At 73.4% G+C, this 20,235-nt stretch carries 16 protein-coding genes, 2 tRNA genes and 1 pseudogene; 16 read left to right on the forward strand and 3 right to left on the reverse strand.

Going from position 1 to position 20,235, the window contains the following annotated elements:
* Nucleotides 1-242: 242 nt before the first annotated feature.
* Together ACIBNE_RS14630 and ACIBNE_RS14635 are read left to right on the forward strand one after the other, a co-directional pair.
* Nucleotides 243-1,061 (forward strand): annotated as a pseudogene (locus ACIBNE_RS14630) (serine hydrolase domain-containing protein); the annotation flags it as partial.
* Nucleotides 1,062-1,200: 139 nt separating this feature from the next.
* On the forward strand, nucleotides 1,201-1,956 hold the full coding sequence (locus ACIBNE_RS14635; RefSeq protein WP_399271416.1) for a hypothetical protein: 756 nt from the start codon (nucleotides 1,201-1,203) through the stop codon (nucleotides 1,954-1,956).
* Between the two features lie 48 nt (nucleotides 1,957-2,004).
* Here ACIBNE_RS14635 and ACIBNE_RS14640 read toward each other — a convergent pair whose 3' ends face one another.
* Nucleotides 2,005-2,913 (reverse strand): bifunctional DNA primase/polymerase, encoded by a 909-nt coding sequence (locus ACIBNE_RS14640; RefSeq protein ID WP_399271415.1) that lies wholly within the window; start codon nucleotides 2,911-2,913, stop codon nucleotides 2,005-2,007.
* A gap of 343 nt (nucleotides 2,914-3,256) precedes the next feature.
* Between ACIBNE_RS14640 and ACIBNE_RS14645 the strand changes: the two genes are divergently transcribed.
* The 9 genes from ACIBNE_RS14645 (at nucleotide 3,257) to ACIBNE_RS14685 (ending at nucleotide 12,079) form a co-directional block, all read left to right on the forward strand.
* Nucleotides 3,257-3,568, forward strand: a complete 312-nt coding sequence (locus ACIBNE_RS14645; protein ID WP_399271414.1) for a hypothetical protein — start codon at nucleotides 3,257-3,259, stop codon at nucleotides 3,566-3,568.
* Between the two features lie 203 nt (nucleotides 3,569-3,771).
* Nucleotides 3,772-4,947: an acyl-CoA dehydrogenase family protein gene (locus ACIBNE_RS14650; protein WP_399271413.1), complete on the forward strand. Its 1,176-nt coding sequence runs from the start codon at nucleotides 3,772-3,774 to the stop codon at nucleotides 4,945-4,947.
* Complete coding sequence (locus ACIBNE_RS14655; RefSeq protein ID WP_399271412.1) at nucleotides 4,944-5,912, forward strand: bifunctional MaoC family dehydratase N-terminal/OB-fold nucleic acid binding domain-containing protein; 969 nt, start codon at nucleotides 4,944-4,946, stop codon at nucleotides 5,910-5,912. The genes ACIBNE_RS14650 and ACIBNE_RS14655 overlap by 4 nt, the downstream gene beginning before the upstream one ends.
* A gap of 3 nt (nucleotides 5,913-5,915) precedes the next feature.
* Nucleotides 5,916-6,992 (forward strand): acyl-CoA dehydrogenase family protein, encoded by a 1,077-nt coding sequence (locus ACIBNE_RS14660; protein WP_399271411.1) that lies wholly within the window; start codon nucleotides 5,916-5,918, stop codon nucleotides 6,990-6,992.
* Nucleotides 6,989-7,441 (forward strand): MaoC family dehydratase, encoded by a 453-nt coding sequence (locus tag ACIBNE_RS14665; protein WP_399271410.1) that lies wholly within the window; start codon nucleotides 6,989-6,991, stop codon nucleotides 7,439-7,441. The genes ACIBNE_RS14660 and ACIBNE_RS14665 overlap by 4 nt, the downstream gene beginning before the upstream one ends.
* The gene (locus ACIBNE_RS14670) at nucleotides 7,438-8,604 is read left to right on the forward strand and encodes a lipid-transfer protein (protein ID WP_399271409.1); all 1,167 of its coding nucleotides are present in this window, start codon (nucleotides 7,438-7,440) and stop codon (nucleotides 8,602-8,604) included. Before ACIBNE_RS14665 ends, ACIBNE_RS14670 begins: the two co-directional genes overlap by 4 nt.
* Nucleotides 8,605-8,656: 52 nt before the next feature.
* Nucleotides 8,657-9,619: a glycoside hydrolase domain-containing protein gene (locus ACIBNE_RS14675; protein WP_399271408.1), complete on the forward strand. Its 963-nt coding sequence runs from the start codon at nucleotides 8,657-8,659 to the stop codon at nucleotides 9,617-9,619.
* Between the two features lie 153 nt (nucleotides 9,620-9,772).
* Complete coding sequence (locus ACIBNE_RS14680; protein WP_399271407.1) at nucleotides 9,773-10,339, forward strand: SigE family RNA polymerase sigma factor; 567 nt, start codon at nucleotides 9,773-9,775, stop codon at nucleotides 10,337-10,339.
* Nucleotides 10,340-10,426: 87 nt separating this feature from the next.
* Nucleotides 10,427-12,079, forward strand: a complete 1,653-nt coding sequence (locus ACIBNE_RS14685) for a long-chain fatty acid--CoA ligase (RefSeq protein ID WP_399271406.1) — start codon at nucleotides 10,427-10,429, stop codon at nucleotides 12,077-12,079.
* A gap of 100 nt (nucleotides 12,080-12,179) precedes the next feature.
* Here the strand turns inward: ACIBNE_RS14685 and ACIBNE_RS14690 are convergent, their stop codons facing one another.
* On the reverse strand, nucleotides 12,180-16,046 hold the full coding sequence (locus ACIBNE_RS14690; RefSeq protein ID WP_399271405.1) for a PAS domain-containing protein: 3,867 nt from the start codon (nucleotides 16,044-16,046) through the stop codon (nucleotides 12,180-12,182).
* Between the two features lie 230 nt (nucleotides 16,047-16,276).
* Nucleotides 16,277-17,023, reverse strand: a complete 747-nt coding sequence (locus ACIBNE_RS14695; protein ID WP_399271404.1) for an SSI family serine proteinase inhibitor — start codon at nucleotides 17,021-17,023, stop codon at nucleotides 16,277-16,279.
* A gap of 284 nt (nucleotides 17,024-17,307) precedes the next feature.
* Here ACIBNE_RS14695 and ACIBNE_RS14700 point away from each other — a divergent pair.
* The 5 genes from ACIBNE_RS14700 (at nucleotide 17,308) to ACIBNE_RS14720 (ending at nucleotide 20,227) form a co-directional block, all read left to right on the forward strand.
* Nucleotides 17,308-17,398: transfer RNA gene (locus tag ACIBNE_RS14700), tRNA-Ser, on the forward strand.
* Nucleotides 17,399-17,661: 263 nt separating this feature from the next.
* Nucleotides 17,662-17,734 (forward strand) — tRNA-Arg (locus ACIBNE_RS14705).
* Nucleotides 17,735-17,888: 154 nt separating this feature from the next.
* A complete protein-coding gene (locus tag ACIBNE_RS14710) occupies nucleotides 17,889-18,824 on the forward strand; it encodes a DUF2797 domain-containing protein (RefSeq protein WP_399271403.1) in 936 nt (311 codons plus the stop codon).
* A gap of 76 nt (nucleotides 18,825-18,900) precedes the next feature.
* Complete coding sequence (locus ACIBNE_RS14715; RefSeq protein ID WP_399271402.1) at nucleotides 18,901-19,248, forward strand: antibiotic biosynthesis monooxygenase family protein; 348 nt, start codon at nucleotides 18,901-18,903, stop codon at nucleotides 19,246-19,248.
* A gap of 1 nt (nucleotide 19,249) precedes the next feature.
* Entirely contained in the window at nucleotides 19,250-20,227 is a 978-nt protein-coding gene (locus ACIBNE_RS14720) for an amidohydrolase family protein (protein ID WP_399271401.1), read from the forward strand.
* Nucleotides 20,228-20,235 lie beyond the last annotated feature (8 nt).

The raw sequence follows: 20,235 nt of genomic DNA on the forward strand, positions 1-20,235 counted from the left end.
AGCCATCACCACTCGCCCCGGCCCGCCACCTAGCTCAGCTCCCATCCCGTCCGCCGTCGACCCACGCCTCTGTGCGGCGGGCGTGGTTCAGGCGGCACGTGACCTTGACGGCGCCCTGGACGCCGCGAACGTCGGCCTGGCGCTGCTGGAGAGCAAGGTCCGCTCGGGCCGGGCGCACGTACGCCTGAAGAAGTTCAGCGGCTATCTCGAACCGCACGCCACCGCACCGGCCGTACGCGAGTTCCGCGATCGGCTCCCCGATGATGAGCGCGTACTTCGAACAGAAGGTCTACGGCGAGAACGGCTGGATGCTGCCGGCGGTGGAGCCGGACGAATGGATGCGCCGCCTGGGCACGCTTCCGCTGATGCACCAGCCCGGCGAGCGGTGGCTGTACAACGTCAGCGACGACGTGCTCGGGGTGCTGGTGGCCAGGGTCACCGGCCGGTCCTTCGAGGCGTTCCTGCGCGAGCGCATCTTCGACCCGCTGGGGATGAAGGACACCGGATTCCACGTGCCCGCCCACAAGGCGGACCGGCTGCCGCCGCTGTACGCCCCCGATCCGCAGACCGGGGAGTTCGCCGTGGCGGACCCCGCCGAAGGAGGGCAGCACAGCAAGCCTCCGGCGTTCCAGTCGGGCGGCGGCGGACTCGACTCCACCGTCGACGACTACCACGCGTACTTCCGGATGCTGCTCGACCACGGGAAGCACGGCGGCGAACGGATTCTGTCCAGGCGGGCCGTCGAGCTGATGACCACCAACCGACTCACGCCCGATCAGACGGCCGCCCTGCAGGCCTGGGCGCGCAGCGTCGTGCACCTGTCGCACGGTCAGGGGCAGACCGGCGGCTGGGGTTTCGGGATGATGGTGCGCACCTACCGGGGCGACTACGCGCCCATCGGCCAGTTCGGCTGGGACGGCGGAGCCGGCACCACGGCCTACGCCGACCCGGAGAACCGGCTCGTCGGCATCCTGCTCACCCAGACCGGAATGTCGACTCCGGACTCGGCACGGGCCATGCAGGACTTCTGGACCACCCTCTACCAGGCGATCGACGACTGATCCGGCCTGGTCGGTCGAGTGATCCGGCCTGGTCGGTCGAGATGGATTGGCTGGGCTGTGCGGCAGGGCTGTGCAGGGGCGCGGGGTTGGTCCAGGCTCTGGGTGTCGGGGTGGCGTCCGGGTTGCCTGGGGAGGGGCCTTGAGCACGGGGATGGTTGCGTTGTTGGTGGCCGCGGTGGGGGTGGCGGGGACCCTGCTCGCGCCGCTCACCACCGCGTGGGTCGGCGCGCGAAGTCGGCTTCAGGAGTTCGAGCTTCAGCAGCGGGTCGAGGCGGCGCGGCGGCAGGAGGAGGCCCTGGCCGCCGATCTGGAGCGCAGACGGCAGGCGTACCTCGCGCTGAACAGCAGCGCCAGGCTGTGGCGGATCCTGCTGATGGAGGACGTACGGGCCCTGCGGGCCGGGGGCAGCGGCCACGCGCAGGCGACGGAGGAGGCGCGCAGCGCATTTCACGGCGACTTCGCGCAGGCCCAGATGCTCGTTCCGGACGACGTCCTCGACGCGGCCACGCGCGTGCGCATCGCGCTGGCCGACGCGCGCAAGCGGCTCGATCTCCTCGGGGAGGGCGGGGCAGGCGGTGCGGGGGTGGGTGCGGGTGCGAGTGGTGGGAGTGGTGGGAGTGGTGGGAGTGAGGAGGCGTGGGAGGAGCTGTACGACCGGGTGATGCGCATCTGGGACGTGATCACGACCATGCAGGCGGCCATGCGCAAGGACCTCGGGGTCGGGTCGGGGGTGCCGGTGCCCGCCGAACGGCCCGAGCAGTACCGGCAGCGCGAGCGGGAGTACCGGGAGGGCGAGCGGGAGTACCGGGAGGGCGAGCGGGAGTACCGGGAGGGCGAGCGGGAGTACCGGGAGGGCGGTGCGGGGCACGGCGCCCCCGTAACCCCGACGCCGTGACCCAGGTTCCGTAACCCAGGCTCCGTAACCCCGACGCCGTGACCCCCGTCAGCGGCGGCCGCCAGTGAGGCGGGCCGCCGAGGCGATCGTCGTGCGGGCCTCGTGCTCCGTCAGGCCCGTGTGGCGCGCCGCCTCGGTGAGGGCGTCCGCCAGGGCCTCGCCGATGCCGTTCTCGTACGCGCGGCAGGCCGCCCAGAACAGGCGCGTGTTGCGCTGCCCCTCGTGCGCGGCGAGGACGAAGTGGACCAGGCCCTGACCCTTGTCGGGGTGCTCGGACGGGTGCCCTGAAGGGTTCCCGGAGGCGTGCCGGGCCGTGCCGTGGCCCGGATGCGGGGCGCGCGGGGGTGGTGCGATGAGGCGCAGGAGCGCGCGAGGGCAGGGCGCCGGGGCCAGCTCGGCCGTACCGGGCGCCAGGCGGTACGCGCCGTGGCCGGTGACCGAGCCGGGCCCGACCAGATAGCCGCCCGCGCCCCTGACGTCGATGCCGGGGGCGATGCGGCTCGCGGAGTTGGGGACCACGACGGTGGAAGGGCCGGCCAGCCAGAGGTGGCGGCCGCCGCTCGGGGTCAGCACCGTGACCGTCTCCGGGATCGTGAACAGGTGCTGGAACGCCAGGTGCTGGAGGGCGGCCGAGGCGTCCGTACCGGGCTTGGTGTCGAGGTCGATGCCGATCAGGTGGTGCGGCGGACGGCCGCAGGCGATGCCGTAGCCGGTGGCCCAGGGCGCCGCGGCGAACAGGGCGCGTACCGCCGCGGGATCGGTCGTGGCGTCGTGCACGCCGTGTCCGGGCAGCCCGCACTCGCCCCGGCACAGGGCCGGTTCACGGCTGTCGTGGTGCGGGGAGCGCAGCGCGGGGAGCTTGGTGGGGGACAGCGGAATCACGGGGAGCCCGCGCTCGGCGGCGGAGAGCGCATGGGCGAGGGCCAGGGTGGCGGTGTGCCGGTCGGAGGTGGCCATGCCTCCATGTTCGTACGAATGTTCGAGAAAGGGAAGCGGGAGGGGACGGGGAGGGGCGGAGGTGCGGGAAGGATTGGCGGAAAATGTGCCGTAACGCTTTTCCTCTTGTGGGGTGGGGGTTGGCGGGCGGAAACGGCCGTGAACTGGGGGCTTCCCGGGGATGTTCGGGGGCCGTTCGGGGTTTGGCCTGGGTTACTCATACTTGCGGGGGAATAAGGGACTCCGGGGTGGTTCGCCGGGGATTCGGTGGGCAAATCTGGAGTCGCGACGTCGACAAAACGACCGGGGCGGTCGGCCAACTGCCTTGGAACAAGCCGTACTTCTGGTTCCTGGAGGAATAGACATGGCAAGCATCCGTACCGCCCGCGTCATCGCCGCCGTCTCCGCGCTCCCGCTGGCCGCCGCCCTGTTCACGGGAGTTGCCGCGGCCGACAACGGCGCCTTCGCGGGCAACGGATCGAACGCCGGGGTGGCGACGATCAGCGGCAGCGGCGTCGGCGGGGACAACTTCGGCAACTCGGCCACGACGCAGCAGCAGGCCGTCGGCTCCGGCGCCTCGAACCAGAGCAACACCGCGCAGGTGAACGGCTCTGCCTTCACGGTGATCGATCAGGCCAACGTCAATACCACGGTGAACTTCTCCCAGCTCTGGTAGGACGCGGCCCGACGGGGGTCCGGTTCATGGGGTGACCGGCTGCCTGCGCGACGGTGTTTCGACGCCGACGCGCAGGCAGTTCGCGTATGCGCGGGCGCTCGTCGCCCGTTGTGCGTTGCCGGTGTTCTTGACAGGTCCAGGTATCTGACGGACAGTCAGAAACCCCTGTCAGGTGGTCCCGTACGCACGGAAGGCCGTCCGCTGTGCACCTCGCCCCCACCGAACGGCAGCGTGAGCTGCGCGCCGAACTCCGCTCTTACTTCCGTGAGGTGATGGCCCCGGAGGGCGGGTCGCCAAGCGATCGCGAGGACCCCGCCGCCCAGCGTCGGCTGCTGCGCCGCATCGGCGCGGACGGCATGCTCGGGCTCGGCTGGCCCGTGGAGTACGGCGGCCAGGGGCGCGGGGCCGACGAACAGTTCGTGTTCTTCGACGAGGCGTACCGCGCGGGCGCGCCCGTCTCGATGGTCACGCTCAACACGGTCGGGCCGACGCTGATGAAGTACGGCACCGACGAGCAGAAGCGCGCTTTCCTGCCGAAGATCCTCAGCGGGGACGCCGTCTTCGCCATCGGCTACAGCGAGCCCGACGCGGGGACCGACCTGGCGTCGCTGCGCACCCGCGCGGTGCGCGACGCGGCGGGCCGCTGGGTGGTCAACGGCCAGAAGGTCTTCACCAGCAACGCCCAGCACGCCGACTGGATCTGGCTCGCCTGCCGTACGGACCCCGGGGCGCCGAAGCACCGCGGCATCTCGATCCTGCTCGTGCCGACGGACGCGCCCGGCTTCTCCTGGACCCCGATCGAGACCGTCGGCGGGCAGATCACGACCGCGACGTACTTCGACGACGTCACGGTGCCCGCGGGCAACCTCGTCGGCGAGGAGGACGGCGGCTGGGGCCTGATCACCAACCAGCTGAACCACGAGCGGGTGGCGCTGGCCGCGATCGGCATGCAGGCCGAGGACTTCTACGCGGCGGCCCTCGACCACGCCCGTACACCCGATCCGGTGACGGGGCGGCGTCCGATTGACTCGGCTTGGGTGCGCTCCAGGCTGGCCGAGGCGCATGCGCTGCTGGCGGCAACGCGCCTGCTCAACTGGCGTTTGGTGGGGGCCGTGGGGGCGGGCTCGCTGGCGCCGGGCGACGCGAGCGGCGTGAAGTTCATGGGAACCGAATCGGCGGTCGAGGTGTATCGAATGTGCCAGCAGGTCGTCGGGGACGCGGGGCTGATGCGCGAGGGGCGGTTCGGCGAGCTGGAGCGGATGAACCGCGCGGCACAGATCAACACCTTCGGGGGAGGGGTGAGCGAAGTGCAGAAGGAGATCGTCGCGACGATGCGACTGGGCATGCCGCGCACGTCGCGGCACGGGGGGCGGCCGTGAGCGGGGCCGGGGACCCGGTGGGGTTCCAGGAGCGGCTGAAGACGTTCGAGGGGCGGGCCGCCGCCTCGGCGGGCGTCGGGAAGGACCTGGTCAACGAGGCGATGATCAGGCACTGGTGCGAGGCGATGGGGGACGCCAACCCGGCGTACGCCGGGCCGGACGCGATCGCCCCGCCGACGATGCTCCAGGCGTGGACGATGGGCGGGCTCTCCGGGCACACGGACAGGTCCGGCGCGTACGAGGAGCTGTTCGCGCTGCTCGACGGCGCGGGGTACACCTCGGTGGTCGCGACCGACTGCGAGCAGGAGTACCTGCGCCCGCTGCGCCCCGGGGACCGGATCACCTTCGACGCGGTGATCGAGGGGATATCGGAGCGCAAGACGACGAAGCTGGGGACGGGGCACTTCGTCACGACGCGGATGGACGTGCGCGCGAACGGGGAGCCGGCGGGCACGCACCGCTTCAGGATCCTCAAGTACGCGCCGGTAGGGGCGCGGAGGGGCGGGGGCGCGGAGAGGGACGCGGACGCGGGGAAGAGCGCGGACGCGGAGAAGGGCGCGGCCCGTGCGGTGCGGCCCCGGCCGGTGGTCAACCGGGACAACGCCGGTTTCTGGGAGGGCGTCGCGGAGCACCGGCTGCTGATCCAGAGGTGCGGCGGGTGCGGGACGCCGCGCTTCCCCTGGCTGCCGGGGTGCAACGCGTGCGGTTCCGACGCGTGGGAGGCCGTCGAGGCGAGTGGCGAGGGCACGGTCTTCTCGTACGTGGTGATGCACCACCCGCCCTTCCCCGCCTTCGATCCGCCCTACGCGGTGGGGCTGATCGAGCTGGCGGAGGGCGTGCGGATCGTCAGCAACGTCGTGGGGGTCGAGCCCGAGAAGGTGCGGATCGGGATGGCGGTGCGGCTGGAGTTCCTGCGGGTGGACGGGGAGCTGGAGATACCGGTCTTCCGGGGGAGCGAGGGCTGAGCCATGGACTTCACGCCCACGGACGAGCAGACGGCGGCGCGGGACCTCGCCGCGCGGATCTTCGGCGACCTGTCGACGCCGGAGCGGCTGGCGGCGGCGGGCCGGGAGACGGACGGCGAGCTGTGGAAGGCGCTGGGCGGCTCGGGGCTGGCGGCGGCGGTCGAGGAGCTGGGGCTGCTGGGCCTGGTCCTGCTGCTGGAGGAGCAGGGACGGAGGACGGCGCAGGTGCCGTTCGCGGCGAGCTGTGTGTACGGGGTGCTGGCGGTCGCCGAGCACGGCACGGACGAGCAGCGGGAGCGGCTGCTGCCGGGGCTGCGGGACGGGACGTCCGTCGCCACGGGGGCGTTCCCGGGGCGGAGCGGGGGCGTACGGGGCTGGGGCGTACGGGGCGAGGGCGGTGCGGTCAGGGACGGCTCGGGCAGGGGTGGGTTGAGCGGGGTGGTGGCCTGGGTGCCCTGGCTGCGGGACGCGACCCACGTGCTGGTGCCGGACGAGGACCGGGCGCTGTGGCTCGTACGGACGGACGTACCCGGGGTGTCCGTCGAGCCGGTCGAGCTGACCGCTCCCTGGTCGGCGGGGCGGCTGGTGCTCGACGGGGCGCCCGGGGAGCGTCTCGGAGGCCCGGGGGCGTACGGGGCGGTGCTGGCGGCCGCGCGGATCGCGTTCGCCGGGGTGCAGGCAGGGGTGTGCGCGGGCTCGCTGGACAGGGCCGTGGAACACACCACCGTACGGGAGCAGTTCGGGCGGCCGCTCTCCGCCAAGCAGGCGGTGCTGCTGCGGGCGGCCGAGGCGCACATGGACGTCGAGGCGATACGGGTGACGGGCTACGAGGCGGCGTGGCGCCGCGACCAGGGGCTGCCGTACGCCACGCACGCGCTGACGGCCGCCTGGTGGGCGTCGGAGGCGGGCAAGCGCGTGGTGCACGCGGGACAGCACCTGCACGGAGGTGCGGGCGCGGACGTCGGGCATCCGGTGCACCGGCACTTCCTGTGGGGGCGGCAGCTGGACGCCTACCTGGGGTGCGGGAGCGAAGTGCTGGAGGAACTGGGCGGGTTGCTGGCCGAGGAGGAGGCGGTATGAGGGTCGGCGAGGCGCTTCCCGCGCTGGAGGTCCCGGTGACCAGGACGCTGATCGTGGCGGGCGCCATCGCGTCGCGCGACTACCAGGACGTGCACCACGACGCGGAGCTGGCGCGGGAGAAGGGCTCCCCCGACGTCTTCATGAACATCCTGACGACCAACGGCCTGGTCGGCAGGTACGTCACCGACCACTTCGGTCCCGGCTGGGCGCTGCGGAAGGTGGCGATACGGCTCGGGGCACCCAACTATCCGGGGGACACGATGGTGTTGACCGGCGAGGTGGTCGCGGTGGAGGGCGACGCGGCGGAGGTGCGGGTGGTCGGCGCCAACGGGATCGGCAGGCACGTCACGGGGACGGTCGTCGTCGAGCGGGCGGGAGGGCCGGCGGGAGGGCCCGCGGGAGGGCCGACGGGAGAGTCTGCGGGAACGGGAAGGGGGGCGGAGGCGTGAGCGTACGGAGGCGGGACGCGCTCGGCGGCCGGGCGGCCGTCGTGGGGATCGGCGCGACGGAGTTCTCCAAGGACTCGGGGCGCAGCGAGCTGAAGCTGGCCGTCGAGGCGGTCGGGGCCGCGCTCGACGACGCCGGGCTCGCCCCGGCCGACGTGGACGGCATGGTCACCTTCAGCATGGACACGAGCCCGGAGATCACCGTCGCCCAGGCGGCCGGGATCGGCGAGCTCTCCTTCTTCTCGCGGATCCACTACGGGGGCGGCGCGGCGTGCGCGACCGTGCAGCAGGCGGCGCTCGCCGTCGCCGCGGGAGTCGCCGAAGTCGTCGTCTGCTACCGGGCGTTCAACGAGCGGTCAGGGCGCAGGTTCGGCTCGGGGGTGCAGCGCAGGGAGCCGTCGGCCGAGGGGGTCGCACTGGGCTGGGCGCTGCCGTTCGGACTGCTCACGCCCGCCTCGTGGGTGGCGATGGCGGCCCAGCGGTACCTCCACGCGTACGGCCTGACGCCCGACGCGTTCGGGCACGTGGCCGTCACCGACCGCCGCCACGCGGCCCGCAACCCCGCCGCGTACTTCTACGGCAGGCCGATCACCCTCGCCGACCACGCCGCGTCCCGCTGGATCGTGGAGCCGCTGCGGCTGCTCGACTGCTGCCAGGAGACCGACGGGGGCCAGGCGGTGGTGGTGACCAGCGCCGAGCGCGCCAGGGACCTGGCGAAACCGCCCGCGGTGATCGTCGCGGCGGCGCAGGGCGCGGGGCGCGACCAGGAGGCGATGACCAGCTTCTACCGCGACGACCTGACCGGGCTGCCCGAGACGGGGGTGGTCGCGCGACAGCTGTGGCGGACGTCGGGGCTGGCGCCCGCGGACATCGACGTGGGGATCCTGTACGACCACTTCACGCCGTTCGTCCTGATGCAGCTGGAGGAGTTCGGCTTCTGCGGGAGGGGCGAGGCGGCCGGGTTCGTGGCGGAGGACGCGCTGCCGCTGAACACCCACGGAGGGCAGCTCGGCGAGGCGTACCTGCACGGGATGAACGGGATAGCCGAGGCGGTGCGGCAGGTGCGGGGGACCTCGGTGAACCAGGTGCCGGGGGCGGCGCGGGCGCTGGTCACGGCGGGCACGGGCGTTCCTACGTCAGGGTTGATCCTGGGCGCGGACGGCTGAGGCGTCGGCATGGTGCGCGGACGGGCCGGGGGCGGGCCCTTTCACTCACCGTATGGAACGTCCTGCCCGCGCTGTCCGGGTCGCCCGCACCACACGTGCCTTCCGCGTCGCTTTCGTCGCCGTCCTGGCGGGGGCGCTGCTCGGCACGGCCCCCGGCGCGGCCCCGACCCGTACGGACGCCGCTCCCACCCGTACCGACGCAGCCCGTACGGACGCCGCCCGTACTGGTGCTTCCCGTGCCGGTGCCGCCGCGCCGGGTCCTTCGGCAGGGGCCTCCCTGGGGGCCGGGCCGCCGCGCGTGCACTTCAGGGGCTGGGCCTTCGACACCTGCGAGACCCCGCCACTCGCGACCATGCGGGCCTGGCGCGCGTCCAAGTACCGGGCCGTCGGCGTCTACTACGCGGGCCGCGGCCGGGGCTGCCCCGTGCAGCGGCACCTCGACCGGCGCTGGGTGAAGGCCGTGCACCGGATGGGGTGGCGGATCATCCCGGTCTACGTCGGGTCGCAGTCGCCCTGCGTCTACGCCCGGCACAAGCGCGGCGCCCGCGTCGGCCCCCGCCCCTGGAGCCAGGGCGAGCGGGAGGCGCGGCACGCCGTGCGCGAGGCCCGTGCGCTCGGCCTCGGCCGGGGCAGCGCGCTCTACCTGGACATCGAGGCGTACGAGCACCGCAACGCCCGCTGCGCCACCGAGACCCTGCGCTACGTCCGGGGCTGGAACCGCGAGCTGCGCGCCCTCGGCTTCGAGCCCGGCTACTACAGCAGCGCCGAGTCGGGCGTGCGGCACATGGAGCGGGCCCGCAAGGCGCGGATCGCCGACCTGCCGACGGTGATGTGGTTCGCGCGCTGGCACATCGGCCCCTCGGTGCACCGCGAGCCCGCCCTGCACCCGACGGCCTGGCAGCCGCGCCGCCGCATCCACCAGTACGCGGGCAACGTCGCGGAGAGGCACGGCGGGCGCAGGCTCGTCATCGACCGGAACAGGGTGGACGCCATCGTGGCCCGCGTGGGGCGCTGAACGACGAAAGATGGGGAAGCGGATGAGGGTGACCCTGACATGGTCTCCACCTGTAGGAGGTGAGGCCAGCCCCACCCCTACAACCTGAGGCGGATCCCGCTTCGGGACCTGGGGCCGATCCGCGATGGTACGACCCGCTCCTAGCGTGGACCCATGACCACGCCTGTCTGCACGAGCGCCGCCACGCCGGCCGCGTACGCGACCCGCGCCCAGCGAGCACCGCACGCGTACCCGTCGTTCTCCAGCTACGTGCGCGCTCGGGGCCCGGTCCTGCTGCGCACCGCGCGCTCGCTCACGGCCAACCCGAGCGACGCGGAAGACCTGCTGCAGACGGCGCTGACCAAGACGTACGTCGCCTGGGACCGCATCGAGGACCACCGGGCGCTGGACGGCTACGTCCGCCGGGCCCTGCTCAACACCCGCACCTCGCAGTGGCGCAAGCGCAAGGTCGACGAGTTCTCCTGCGAGGAACTGCCGGAGCCGGACGTCGTGCCCGAGCCCGACCCGGCGGAGCGGCAGGTGCTGCACGACGCGATGTGGCGCGCGGTGATGAAGCTCCCGGACCGCCAGCGGGCCATGGTCGTCCTGCGGTACTACGAGGACCTCAGCGAGGCCCAGACCGCCGAAGTGCTCGGAGTGTCGATAGGCACGGTCAAGAGCGCGGTGTCCCGGGCGCTCGGCAAACTGCGGGAGGACCCGGAGCTGTCGCCCGTACGCTGATTTCTACTCCCGGGTAGTGACATGCCTCCTGGTACGTGCGCAGAATCGAGCACCTTACTGCCGCGTAGCGCCCACCGGGAGGACGCCGTGCTCAGCACCATGCAGGACGTACCACTGACAGTGACCCGCATCCTGCGCCACGGGATGACCGTCCACGGGACGTCGCACGTCACGACGTGGACCGGTGAGGCCGAGCCGGAGCGGCGCTCCTACGCCGAGATCGGCGCCCGCGCCACGCAGCTCGCGAACGCACTCCGCGACGAGCTGGGCGTCGAGGCCGACGAACGGGTCGGCACCCTCATGTGGAACAACAGCGCCCACGTCGAGGCCTACCTCGCGGTCCCCGCCATGGGCGCGGTCCTGCACACGCTCAACCTCCGCCTCCCGGCCGAGCAGCTGATCTGGGTCGTCAACCACGCGGCCGACCGCGTGATCATCGCCAACGGCTCGCTGCTCCCGCTCCTCGCGCCGATCCTGCCCCACCTCCCGACGATCGAGCACGTCGTCGTGGCGGGCCCCGGCGACCGCTCCCTGCTCGACGAGGCCGGGGCCGAGGTCCAGGTGCACGAGTACGAGGCGCTGCTCGCGGACCGGCCCACCACCTTCGACTGGCCCGAGCTGGACGAACGCCGGGCCGCCGCCATGTGCTACACCTCCGGCACCACCGGCGACCCCAAGGGCGTCGTCTACTCGCACCGTTCGATCTATCTGCACTCCATGCAGATCAACATGGCGCAGTCGATGGGCCTCACCGACCGGGACACCAGCCTCGTGGTCGTCCCGCAGTTCCACGTGAACGCCTGGGGCCTGCCGCACGCCGCGTTCATGTCGGGCGTCAACATGCTGATGCCGGACCGCTTCCTCCAGCCCGCGCCGCTCGCCGAGATGGTCGAGCGCGAGAAGCCCACCCACGCGGCGGCCGTCCCCACCATCTGGCAGGGTCTCCTCGCCGAGGTCACCGCCCGCCCCCGGGACATCTCCTCGATGGCCCGCGTCACCATCGGCGGCGCCGCCTGTCCGCCCGCGCTCATGGAGGCGTACGACCGGCTCGGCGTCCGGCTCTGCCACGCCTGGGGCATGACCGAGACCTCCCCGCTCGGCACCATGGCGCACCCGCCCGCCGGGCTGAGTGCCGAGGAGGAGTGGCCCTACCGGATCTCCCAGGGCCGGTTCCCCGCGGGCGTGGAGGCCCGTCTCGTCGGCCCGTCCGGCGAGCACCTCCCCTGGGACGGCGCGTCTGCCGGTGAGCTGGAGGTGCGCGGCCCGTGGATCGCGGCCGCCTACTACGGCGGCTCGGACAGCGAGCCGCTGCGGCCCGAGGACAAGTTCAGCGCGGACGGCTGGCTGAAGACCGGCGACGTCGGCGTGATCAACGTGGAGGGCTTCCTGACCCTCACCGACCGCGCCAAGGACGTCATCAAGTCCGGCGGCGAGTGGATCTCCTCGGTCGAGCTGGAGAACGCGCTGATGGCGCACCCCGAGGTCGCGGAGGCCGCGGTCGTCGCCGTCCCCGACGAGAAGTGGGGTGAGCGCCCGCTGGCGACCGTGGTCCTCAAGGAGGGCGCCACGGCCGACTACACGGCGCTCAGGGACTTCCTCGCCGGGACGATCGCCAAGTGGCAGCTGCCCGAGCGCTGGGCGCTGGTTCCCGCGGTGCCGAAGACGAGCGTCGGCAAGTTCGACAAGAAGGTGATCCGCAGGCAGTACGCGGACGGGGAGCTGGACGTCACCCAGCTCTGACGAGCCGTACGGGGGCGGCCGTTCCACGATGTTTCACGTGAAACGGCCGCCCTCGTGTTTCACGTGAAACATCGTCCCGCGTACGACAGTTGGCGGGCCGTCAGTTGGTGCCGATCTTGGCGAGCAGATCGACGATCCGCGACTGCACCTCGCTGCTGGTCGAGCGTTCGGCCAGGAACAGCACCGTCTCGCCCGAGGTGAGCTTCGGCAGCTCCGCCTGGTTGATGCCCGCGGAGGTGTAGACGACCAGCGGCGTGTGGTTCAACTGCCCGTTCGCGCGCAGCCAGTCGATGATCCCGGCCCGGCGGCGGCGCACCTGGAGCAGGTCCATCACCACGAGGTTCGGCCGCAGCTGCGCGGCGATCGTCACCGCTTCGCTGTCGCTGGCCGCCCGCTCCACCTGCATGCCGCGCCGCTCCAGCGTCGCGGTCAGCGCGAAGGCGATCTCCTCGTGCTCCTCGATCAGCAGGACCCGGGCGGGGTGCTGCTCGCTGTCGCGCGGCGCGAGCGCCTTGAGGAGCACGGCGGGGTCGGCGCCGTACGCCGCCTCCCGCGTCGCCTGCCCGAGGCCCGCCGTCACCAGCACCGGCACGTCGGCGGCCACCGCCGCCTGGCGCAGCGACTGGAGGGCGGTCTTGGTGATCGGCCCGGTCAGCGGATCGACGAAGAGCGCGGCGGGGAACGCGGCGATCTGCGCGTCGACCTCCTCGCGGGAGTTCACGATCACCGGGCGGTAGCCGCGGTCGCTCAGCGCCTGCTGGGTGGAGACGTCGGGCGCGGGCCACACCAGCAGCCTGCGCGGGTTGTCCAGCGGCTCGGGGGGCAGTTCGTCGTCGACGGGCCGCGGCTGCGGCTGGTTGGCCACCTCGACCGCGCCACCGGGGCCGTCGAGCGGCTCGGGGCCCTCGGCGGCGTTCTCGTCGGGTGCGTCTATCGAGTACGCACGCCCTTCGGGAAGCCGTCCCGCCGGGGGCGAGAGCAGCCCGGAGTGCTGCTGGGTCGCCGCGGCGGGCGGCGCGGGCTGCGGCGGTACGGGCTGCGCGGAGTTCGGCGGTACGGCGGGGGCGCCGGGCTCGGGGCGCTCGCTCTCCTGGGGCGTCGAGAGCTTGCGACGACGACCGCCGGGGGCGGCGGCGCCGGGCGGCTGGTTCTGCTGCGGCGCGAGGTGCTGGGCGAAGGGCACGCCCTGGCCCAGCGTGCGCACGCTGAAGGCCCGCCCCTGAGTGGAGTCCGCGGGCATCGGCTCGGCGGGCGGCAGCGGCTGACGGCCGGCCGTCGCCGTGGCGGGATCCACGGGCGGGGCCGTGGGCAGGGGAGCCTGCGCGGCAGCGGGCGGCAGCGGTACGGAACCGGTGTCACCGCTCCGTACGGGCTCCGGCGCCTCCGTGGGCGCGGGCGGCGCGAGCGTGGCACCGGGCGCGGGCTGTGCGTCGGCGGCCCCCGCGGGGCCCGCGTTGCTGTTCGTGATGTTGGCGAGCGCGGACTGGGCCTGCGCGGAAGCCCGAGCCGTCGCCGCGCGCTCGGCCGAACTCTGCACGCCCTGCGCACCGTCCGGTCCCTGACCGCCCTGCGGGCTCTGCCCGGCGTTCGGTGCGTCCGGCGCGTTCGGCGCGGGTGCCGCCTGGGCGCGCCTGCGGCCCGTGGGCAGCGGATGCGGCAGCGGCGGGGTGTGGTCGGCGGTCGGGTCGGTCCGCACCGCGTCGTGGCGCCCCTGCACCGCGTCGGACGGGGCGCGGTCGGCGTCGGCGGGCGGCAGCGCGAACGCGCTCCGCGCACCGCCGTCACCCGTGCCCTGCGCCGCTTCGGTCGGAGCGGACGCCAGCGCCCGCCGGGCCCTGCGCCCCGTCCCCGTGGCCTGCGCGGGCAGCGCACCGCCGGGCAGCGCGGCGGTACCGGCGGCGGGCACCGGGGAGTCGGCGGGCACGCCCTGCGGCGGCACCGTCTCACCGAGCGCGGGGCGCCCGGACCCGTGCTCGGCCGCGGTCACCACGGACCCCTCGGCGGGCCTGCTCGGCGCGGGCAGCGCCAGGGCCTCGCGCTCCGGACCCTGCTCCGCCGGGCTCGGCCTGCCCCGGCGGCGCCCGGTCGGCGGCCGCTCGGTGTCCCGTACGGCCTCGGCCGCGCCCACGGGGTCCAGGAAGGAGTCCGTGGAGTTGGGCGAAGCGGCACGCCTGGCACGCCGCCGTCCGCCGCCCGACGTGCCGTCCTGCTGCGCGGGCAGCGAGGCGACACCCGGGCCGGAGGACGCCCCGCCCAGCGTGTCGTCAGGACCGGCCGCACCCGCACCGGAGTCCGTACCGGCTCCCGGGCCGGCTTCCATTCCCACCGGGTCCGCGGTCACCGCGCCCGCTCCCGCGCCGAGCGGCAGCTCCACCACGTACGCGCTGCCGCTCATGCCGGGCACCTCGTGCGTCTGGAGCACACCGCCGTGCGCCCGCACGATGCCCCGCACGATCGGCTCGTGCACCGGGTCGCCCCCGGCGAACGGCCCGCGCACCTCGATCCGTACGACATCGCCGCGCTGCGCCGACGCCACCACCACGGTCGAGTCGACGTAGCCGCCGCCGGGCACCAGACGGGCCCGGCCGGTCGAGTCGACCCCGGCCACGTCCGCGATGAGGTGGGCGAGCGCGGTCGCGAACCGCACCGAGTCGATCTCGGCCTCTATGGGCGGCGTGTGCACCGCGAACTGCACCCGGCCGGGGCCGATCAGCTCGACCGCGGCGTCGATGCCCGCCGCGACGACCGCGTCGACCAGCACCTTCTCCTTGGCGAGCGCCTCGTGCCCGCTGTCGAGCCGCTGGTAGCCGAGGACGCTGTCCACCAGCGTGCTCATCCGCGCGTATCCGGCGGCCAGGTGGTGCAGCATCTGGTTGGCCTCGGGCCACAGCTGCCCCGCCGGGTCGTCCGCGAGCTTCCGCAGCTCGCCGTAGAGCTCGACCATGGGTCCGCGCAGCGCGTCGCCGAGCACGGCCGTCAGCTGGGTGTGCTGGGCGGTGAGCCGGGCGAGCCGCTCGTCCCGCTCCTCGATCTCGGCGCTGTAGCGCTCGCTGCGGTCGGCCAGTTCGGCGGCGTGCCGCTCGTCCCGCTCGGCGAGCTCGGCCGCGTGCCGCTCGTCCCGCTCGGCCGCCTCGGTCTTCTGCCGCGCGACCAGTTCCTCGTACGGGCGGCGGTCGGTGAACGTCATCACCGCGCCGACCAGTTGGTCCCCGTCCCGGACCGGAGCCGTCGTCAGGTCGACCGGCACCGGCTTGCCGCTCTTGGACCACAGCACCTGCCCGCGCACCCGGTGCTTGCGGCCGGAGCGCAGCGTGTCGGCGAGCGGCGACTCGTCGTACGAGAAGGGCTCGCCGTCGCCGCGCGAGTGCAGCACCAGCGGGTGCAGCTCCTGGCCGCCGAGGTCGCTGGCGCGGTAGCCGAGGATCTGGGCGGCGGCCGGGTTCACGAGGACGACGCGGCCGTCCGTGTCGGTGCCGACGACGCCCTCGGCGGCGGCCCGCAGGATCATCTCGGTCTGCCGCTGCGAGCGGGCCAGCTCGGCCTCGGTGTCGACGGTCCCCGAGAGGTCGCGCACGACCAGCATCAACAGCTCGTCGCCGGTGAAGTGGCCGCCGCCCTGGGAGGCGTAGGCGTCTCGGCCGTCCGCGAGGTTGGCGCTGGTAACCTCGACCGGGTACTCGCTGCGGTCGGTGCGCCGGGCGATCATCCGGGTCGGCTTGGTGCGGCCCCGCTCGTCGGCGTTCTCGGGCCGCCGCATCGATCCGGGGATCAGCCGGGAGTCGAATTCCGGCAGCAGGTCGAGCAGCCCGCGCCCGACGAGGCCGGTGCCCGGGGACTCGAACATCTCCAGGGCGATGGTGTTGGCGTTGACGACCGTGCCGTTGCAGTTGACGAGCAGCAGCCCGTCAGGGAGGGCGTCAAGTATGGCCGCGAGGCGAGCAGCGCCTCGGGATGGCTGCCTGCTCACGACGACGCTTCCTCCCTGGTTACCGCACCTTGCCGACAGTCCGTCCCGGCCCCGATGAACCGCCCCTCGGGCCGTACGGGCCGGACACTGTCACCCAAGGAGTCTAAAGGCAGGAGTTGCGCGCGCGACGGCGGATGAGGGGGAGCTCTCATCGATCCTCTGTGACCAGGGCGTACGCCCCGGTCCCACGCGGGTCGTCCGTCGGGCCGGGGCCGGGGCGCCGTGGAGGATCAGATTCCGTCGGCCGGGAGCAGCGGGGTGAGCTTCTTCCAGCGCGCGATCTCGCATCCGTCGACCCGGCGGAAGTCCGCGTCGACGGGCCGCCCGGCCCAGACGCCCTCGACGTGGGCGGTGGCGGGACCGCCGTACTGCATGGTGCACATCGTGTTCGGCGGGACGGGCGCGAAGGGGTCGGTGCCCCAGACGGTCACCTCGTCCAGCCCGTCGCAGGCGGCCTGCGGGCTGGGGTGGTCGCCGCCCGCGGGGTGGCACAGGAGCTCGTACGTCCCGTTGAGCCCGGGGTCGGCGGCATGGGCGACGGTGACGGTGAGGTGGTCGCCGGGGGGCGGGAAGGACGGCGGGTAGGGGTCGACGGGGGTCTCGTCGACCGGAGGGGTGTCGATCGGGGGCACGTCGGCCGGCAGCAGGTCGGCCGGGACGGTGCCGACGGGCAGGGTGCCGATCGGGGCGGGGCGGGTCAGGACGGGCCCGGGAAGGTCGGGCCGGGACGGATTGGGCCTGACCAGGTCGGTACCGGACAGCCCCGTGTCGGACAGGCCCGTGCGGGACAGCCCCGTGCGGGACAGATCGGCGTCGGACAGGGTGGGCCCGGTCAGGTCGGGGCCCGGGAGCACGGACGCGGCCCGTGCGGGGGCGTTCCCCGGCAGACCCGCGCCGGGCAGGGCGGCGGCGGGCACGGCGGCCGCGCCGATGGCGGCGGCGGTCGCGGTGGTGGCGAGGAGGAGACGGCGCAGCATGGTGGGTACTCCTGGAGGGTGATCGACCGGGGGGCAGGGTGACGCCCCGGGATCTCTAACGCCGCAGAGCCCGAGGCGTTGCGCGCTGCCGCCGCCGCACCGGTGTGCGGACCCGCCCGCGTCCGGGCGGCCGCACTCCCGGCACCCCCGCCGCCCCGCCCGGAGAATGCTTTGCCCTCGCGGCCGCCTGCCTAGTACCGTGGGAGGCGATTGGTGACAGCGCACATGGCTGTGTCATCATCTGCACGCACCACTCGCGTTCGCGCGTGGGGGGTGTACGAGTTGGAGGCGTCGCCTAGTCCGGTCTATGGCGCCGCACTGCTAATGCGGTTTGGGTCTTAAAGCCCATCGAGGGTTCAAATCCCTCCGCCTCCGCTTACGACATCGGAGCCCCGGTCCACACGGACCGGGGCTCCGATGCGTTTGGGGCGAGCGAGTCCACGCGGGACGGCCCGCAGGCCCCCGACCTGGACCTTCTCCGCCCCGCGAGTGAACGGCGGAACCAGGCCCGGACGGCGGCAGAGATGGCGTTTCCGCAGGTCAGAGCCGTTCCGGCTAATGGATTTCGCGTCACGGCGCAGGTCATGTAATGTTGTTCTCGCAACGCCGACGGGGCAGAAAAAACCCCGGAAGCACAAGCACTCGTAGCTTAACGGATAGAGCATCTGACTACGGATCAGAAGGTTGCAGGTTCGAATCCTGCCGAGTGCACAGCAGCCAAGAGGCCCCGGAGAAATCCGGGGCCTCTGGCGTTTTCGTGTGTCTACGCGTTCTCCGTGGTCTTCCCGGCTCTCCCGGTTCTCTCGGTTCTCCCGGCCCTCCCGGCTCTCCGGGGGCGGTGTGCGGGTTCGTGGGCTCAAGGTGGATGGTGTCGGGGGCCGGGGTGGTCCGCGGGGAAGGTGTGGGCGTGGAGTGGTGGTGTGCGGGGGGCGGGTGGATCGACGGGCGGGCCGTGCTGCGGTGGCGCGGGGGGCGGGTGAGTTCCCTCGCCTACGGGAAGCCGCTCGCCTTTCGGGTCGTCGGGGAGCGGCGGTGCGTCGGGGCGCGGGGGAATCCCTGTCCGCACGGCGGGGCGCCGGGGGACGGCGGGCCGCGCGGGGCCGTTGTGGCGGGGCGGGCTTCGCAGGCTCGGTGCCCGGAGTGCGCGCGGCTCGATCGGGCGTTCTCCGTCGCGGCCGACGGAGTGCCCGACGACCCCCGTACGTACCGGGTGTACCTCGCCTGGTTCGGGCCCGGCCTGGTCAAGGTCGGGATCACCGCCGAGGAGCGCGGCGCCGTCCGGCTGCTTGAGCAGGGGGCCGTGGCGTACGGCTGGCTGGGGCGCGGGCCGTTGATGGCCGCGCGGCGCACGGAGGAACTGCTGCGCGCCGCGCTCGGAGTGCCGGACCGCGTCCCGTACGAGAAGAAGCGCGTCGCGCGCGGCGCCCTGCCGCCCTGGCCCGAGCGCGCCGCCGAGCTCGCCGCGCTGCACGGGCGGGCCGTGGCGCTGGACGGCTGGGCGGAGACGCTGGAGCCGCTGGAGTTCGCGGCCGTCGACCACTCGGAGCCGTTCGGCCTGGAGCGGGTGCGGGAGGCCGGGGTGCGGGGCGTCGTGGAGCAGCTGGTGGACGGCGGGGTCGTGGCGGGGCGGGTCGTCGCCGCCGCGGGGCCCGATCTGCACCTGGGGTCGCTCGTCGTCGACACGCGGCTGCTCGTCGGGTGGCAGCTGGTCGCGGACGGCGGGGAGGGCGGGACGACCGTGCCCGTACGGGAGCCCAGGGGCGAGCGGGAGGCGCCCGGGGCCCAGGAGGGGCTTTTCTGACCGGAAGGTCAAGGCTTGGATCCCTTACACCCATGAGGGTGGACAGCCAGTCGATCTTCGGCGGAGGCTGTCCGTCATGAGCATTCGACCTGTTCCCGCCTTCGAACCGCCCTACTACACCGTGGTCTTCACCTCCGTCATGCGGGAGGACGCCGAGGAATTCGAGGAGTACGGGCCGACCGCCGAGCGGATGGCCGAGCTGGTGAAGGAGATCCCCGGCTTCCTCGGCTACGAGTCCGCGCGCGGCGCCAACGGCCTCGGGATCACCGTGGGTTACTTCAAGGACGAGGCGTCCATCGAGGCGTGGCGCCGCGACGTCGAGCACCAGGCGGCGCAGCGGCGGGGCATCAAGCAGTGGTACGGGAGCTACTCGCTGCACGTCGCCAAGGTGGAGCGGAGCCACAGCTTCGAGCACGGGGCGTGACGTGAGCGGGGCCGCGGACGCACGGGGGTTCTGGGCCGCCCTCGGGCTGCCCGGGATCGTCGACGTCCACACGCACTTCATGCCCGAGCGCGTGCTGCGCAAGGTGTGGGCCTACTTCGACTCCGAGGGGCCGCTCGTCGGGCGCTCCTGGCCCATCGCCTACCGGCACGACGAGGACGAACGGGTACGGATCCTCAGGGAGTTCGGGGTCATCGCCTTCACTTCCATGATCTACCCGCACAAGCCCGGCATGGCCGACTGGCTCAACGCGTGGGCGGCCCGGTTCGCGGCCCGGGTGCCCGAGTGCCTGCGCACCGCCACGCTCTACCCGGAGGACGGCGCCGCCGCGTACGTGAAGGCGGCCGTCGCGTCCGGCGCGCGGATCTTCAAGGCGCACCCCCAGGTCGGCGACTACGACCCGGGCGACCCGCTGCTCGACGAGGCCTGGGGCGTGCTGGCCGACGCGGGGGTGCCGGTGGTGGTGCACTGCGGCTCGGGCCCCGTGCCGGGCCGGTTCACCGGGCCCGCGCCCATGGCGCGGCTGCTCGCCCGCCACCCGCGGCTGCGGGTGGTCGTGGCGCACATGGGGATGCCGGAGTACGCGGAGTTCCTGACGCTCGCGGAGCGGTACGAGGGCGTGCTGCTCGACACGACCATGGCGTTCACGGACTTCAGCGAGGAGACGGCGCCCTTCGACCGGCGCGAGCTCGGGCGGCTGAAGGACCTGGGGGAGCGGGTGCTGCTCGGCACCGACTTCCCGAACATCCCCTACCCGTACGCGCACCAACTCCACTGTCTCGAACGGCTGGAGCTGGGCGATGAGTGGTTGCGCGGGGTCTGCCACGGGAACGCGGTGCGGGAGTTCGGACTGGACGACCGGGAGGCCGGACTGGAGGGTCGGGAGGTCGGACCGGAGGGTCGGGAGGTCGGACCGGGCGGCGGGGGACCGTTTTCTCAGGGAATTCACAGGGAGCCGTAAGAGGCGTT

Source organism: Streptomyces sp. NPDC050504 (assembly GCF_044458065.1).
In the GTDB taxonomy this organism is placed as follows: Bacteria; Actinomycetota; Actinomycetes; order Streptomycetales; family Streptomycetaceae; genus Streptomyces.

What these genes read in the sequence shown, in the direction of transcription:
- ACIBNE_RS14640 (WP_399271415.1), bottom strand. Translation starts at nt 2,913, where the DNA reads ATGGCCACCTCCGACCGGCACACCGCCACCCTGGCCCTCGCCCATGCG.
- ACIBNE_RS14645 (WP_399271414.1), top strand. Translation starts at nt 3,257, where the DNA reads ATGGCAAGCATCCGTACCGCCCGCGTCATCGCCGCCGTCTCCGCGCTC.
- ACIBNE_RS14660 (WP_399271411.1), top strand. Translation starts at nt 5,916, where the DNA reads ATGGACTTCACGCCCACGGACGAGCAGACGGCGGCGCGGGACCTCGCC.
- ACIBNE_RS14665 (WP_399271410.1), top strand. Translation starts at nt 6,989, where the DNA reads ATGAGGGTCGGCGAGGCGCTTCCCGCGCTGGAGGTCCCGGTGACCAGG.
- ACIBNE_RS14675 (WP_399271408.1), top strand. Translation starts at nt 8,657, where the DNA reads ATGGAACGTCCTGCCCGCGCTGTCCGGGTCGCCCGCACCACACGTGCC.
- ACIBNE_RS14680 (WP_399271407.1), top strand. Translation starts at nt 9,773, where the DNA reads ATGACCACGCCTGTCTGCACGAGCGCCGCCACGCCGGCCGCGTACGCG.
- ACIBNE_RS14695 (WP_399271404.1), bottom strand. Translation starts at nt 17,023, where the DNA reads ATGCTGCGCCGTCTCCTCCTCGCCACCACCGCGACCGCCGCCGCCATC.
- ACIBNE_RS14710 (WP_399271403.1), top strand. Translation starts at nt 17,889, where the DNA reads ATGGTGTCGGGGGCCGGGGTGGTCCGCGGGGAAGGTGTGGGCGTGGAG.
- ACIBNE_RS14715 (WP_399271402.1), top strand. Translation starts at nt 18,901, where the DNA reads ATGAGCATTCGACCTGTTCCCGCCTTCGAACCGCCCTACTACACCGTG.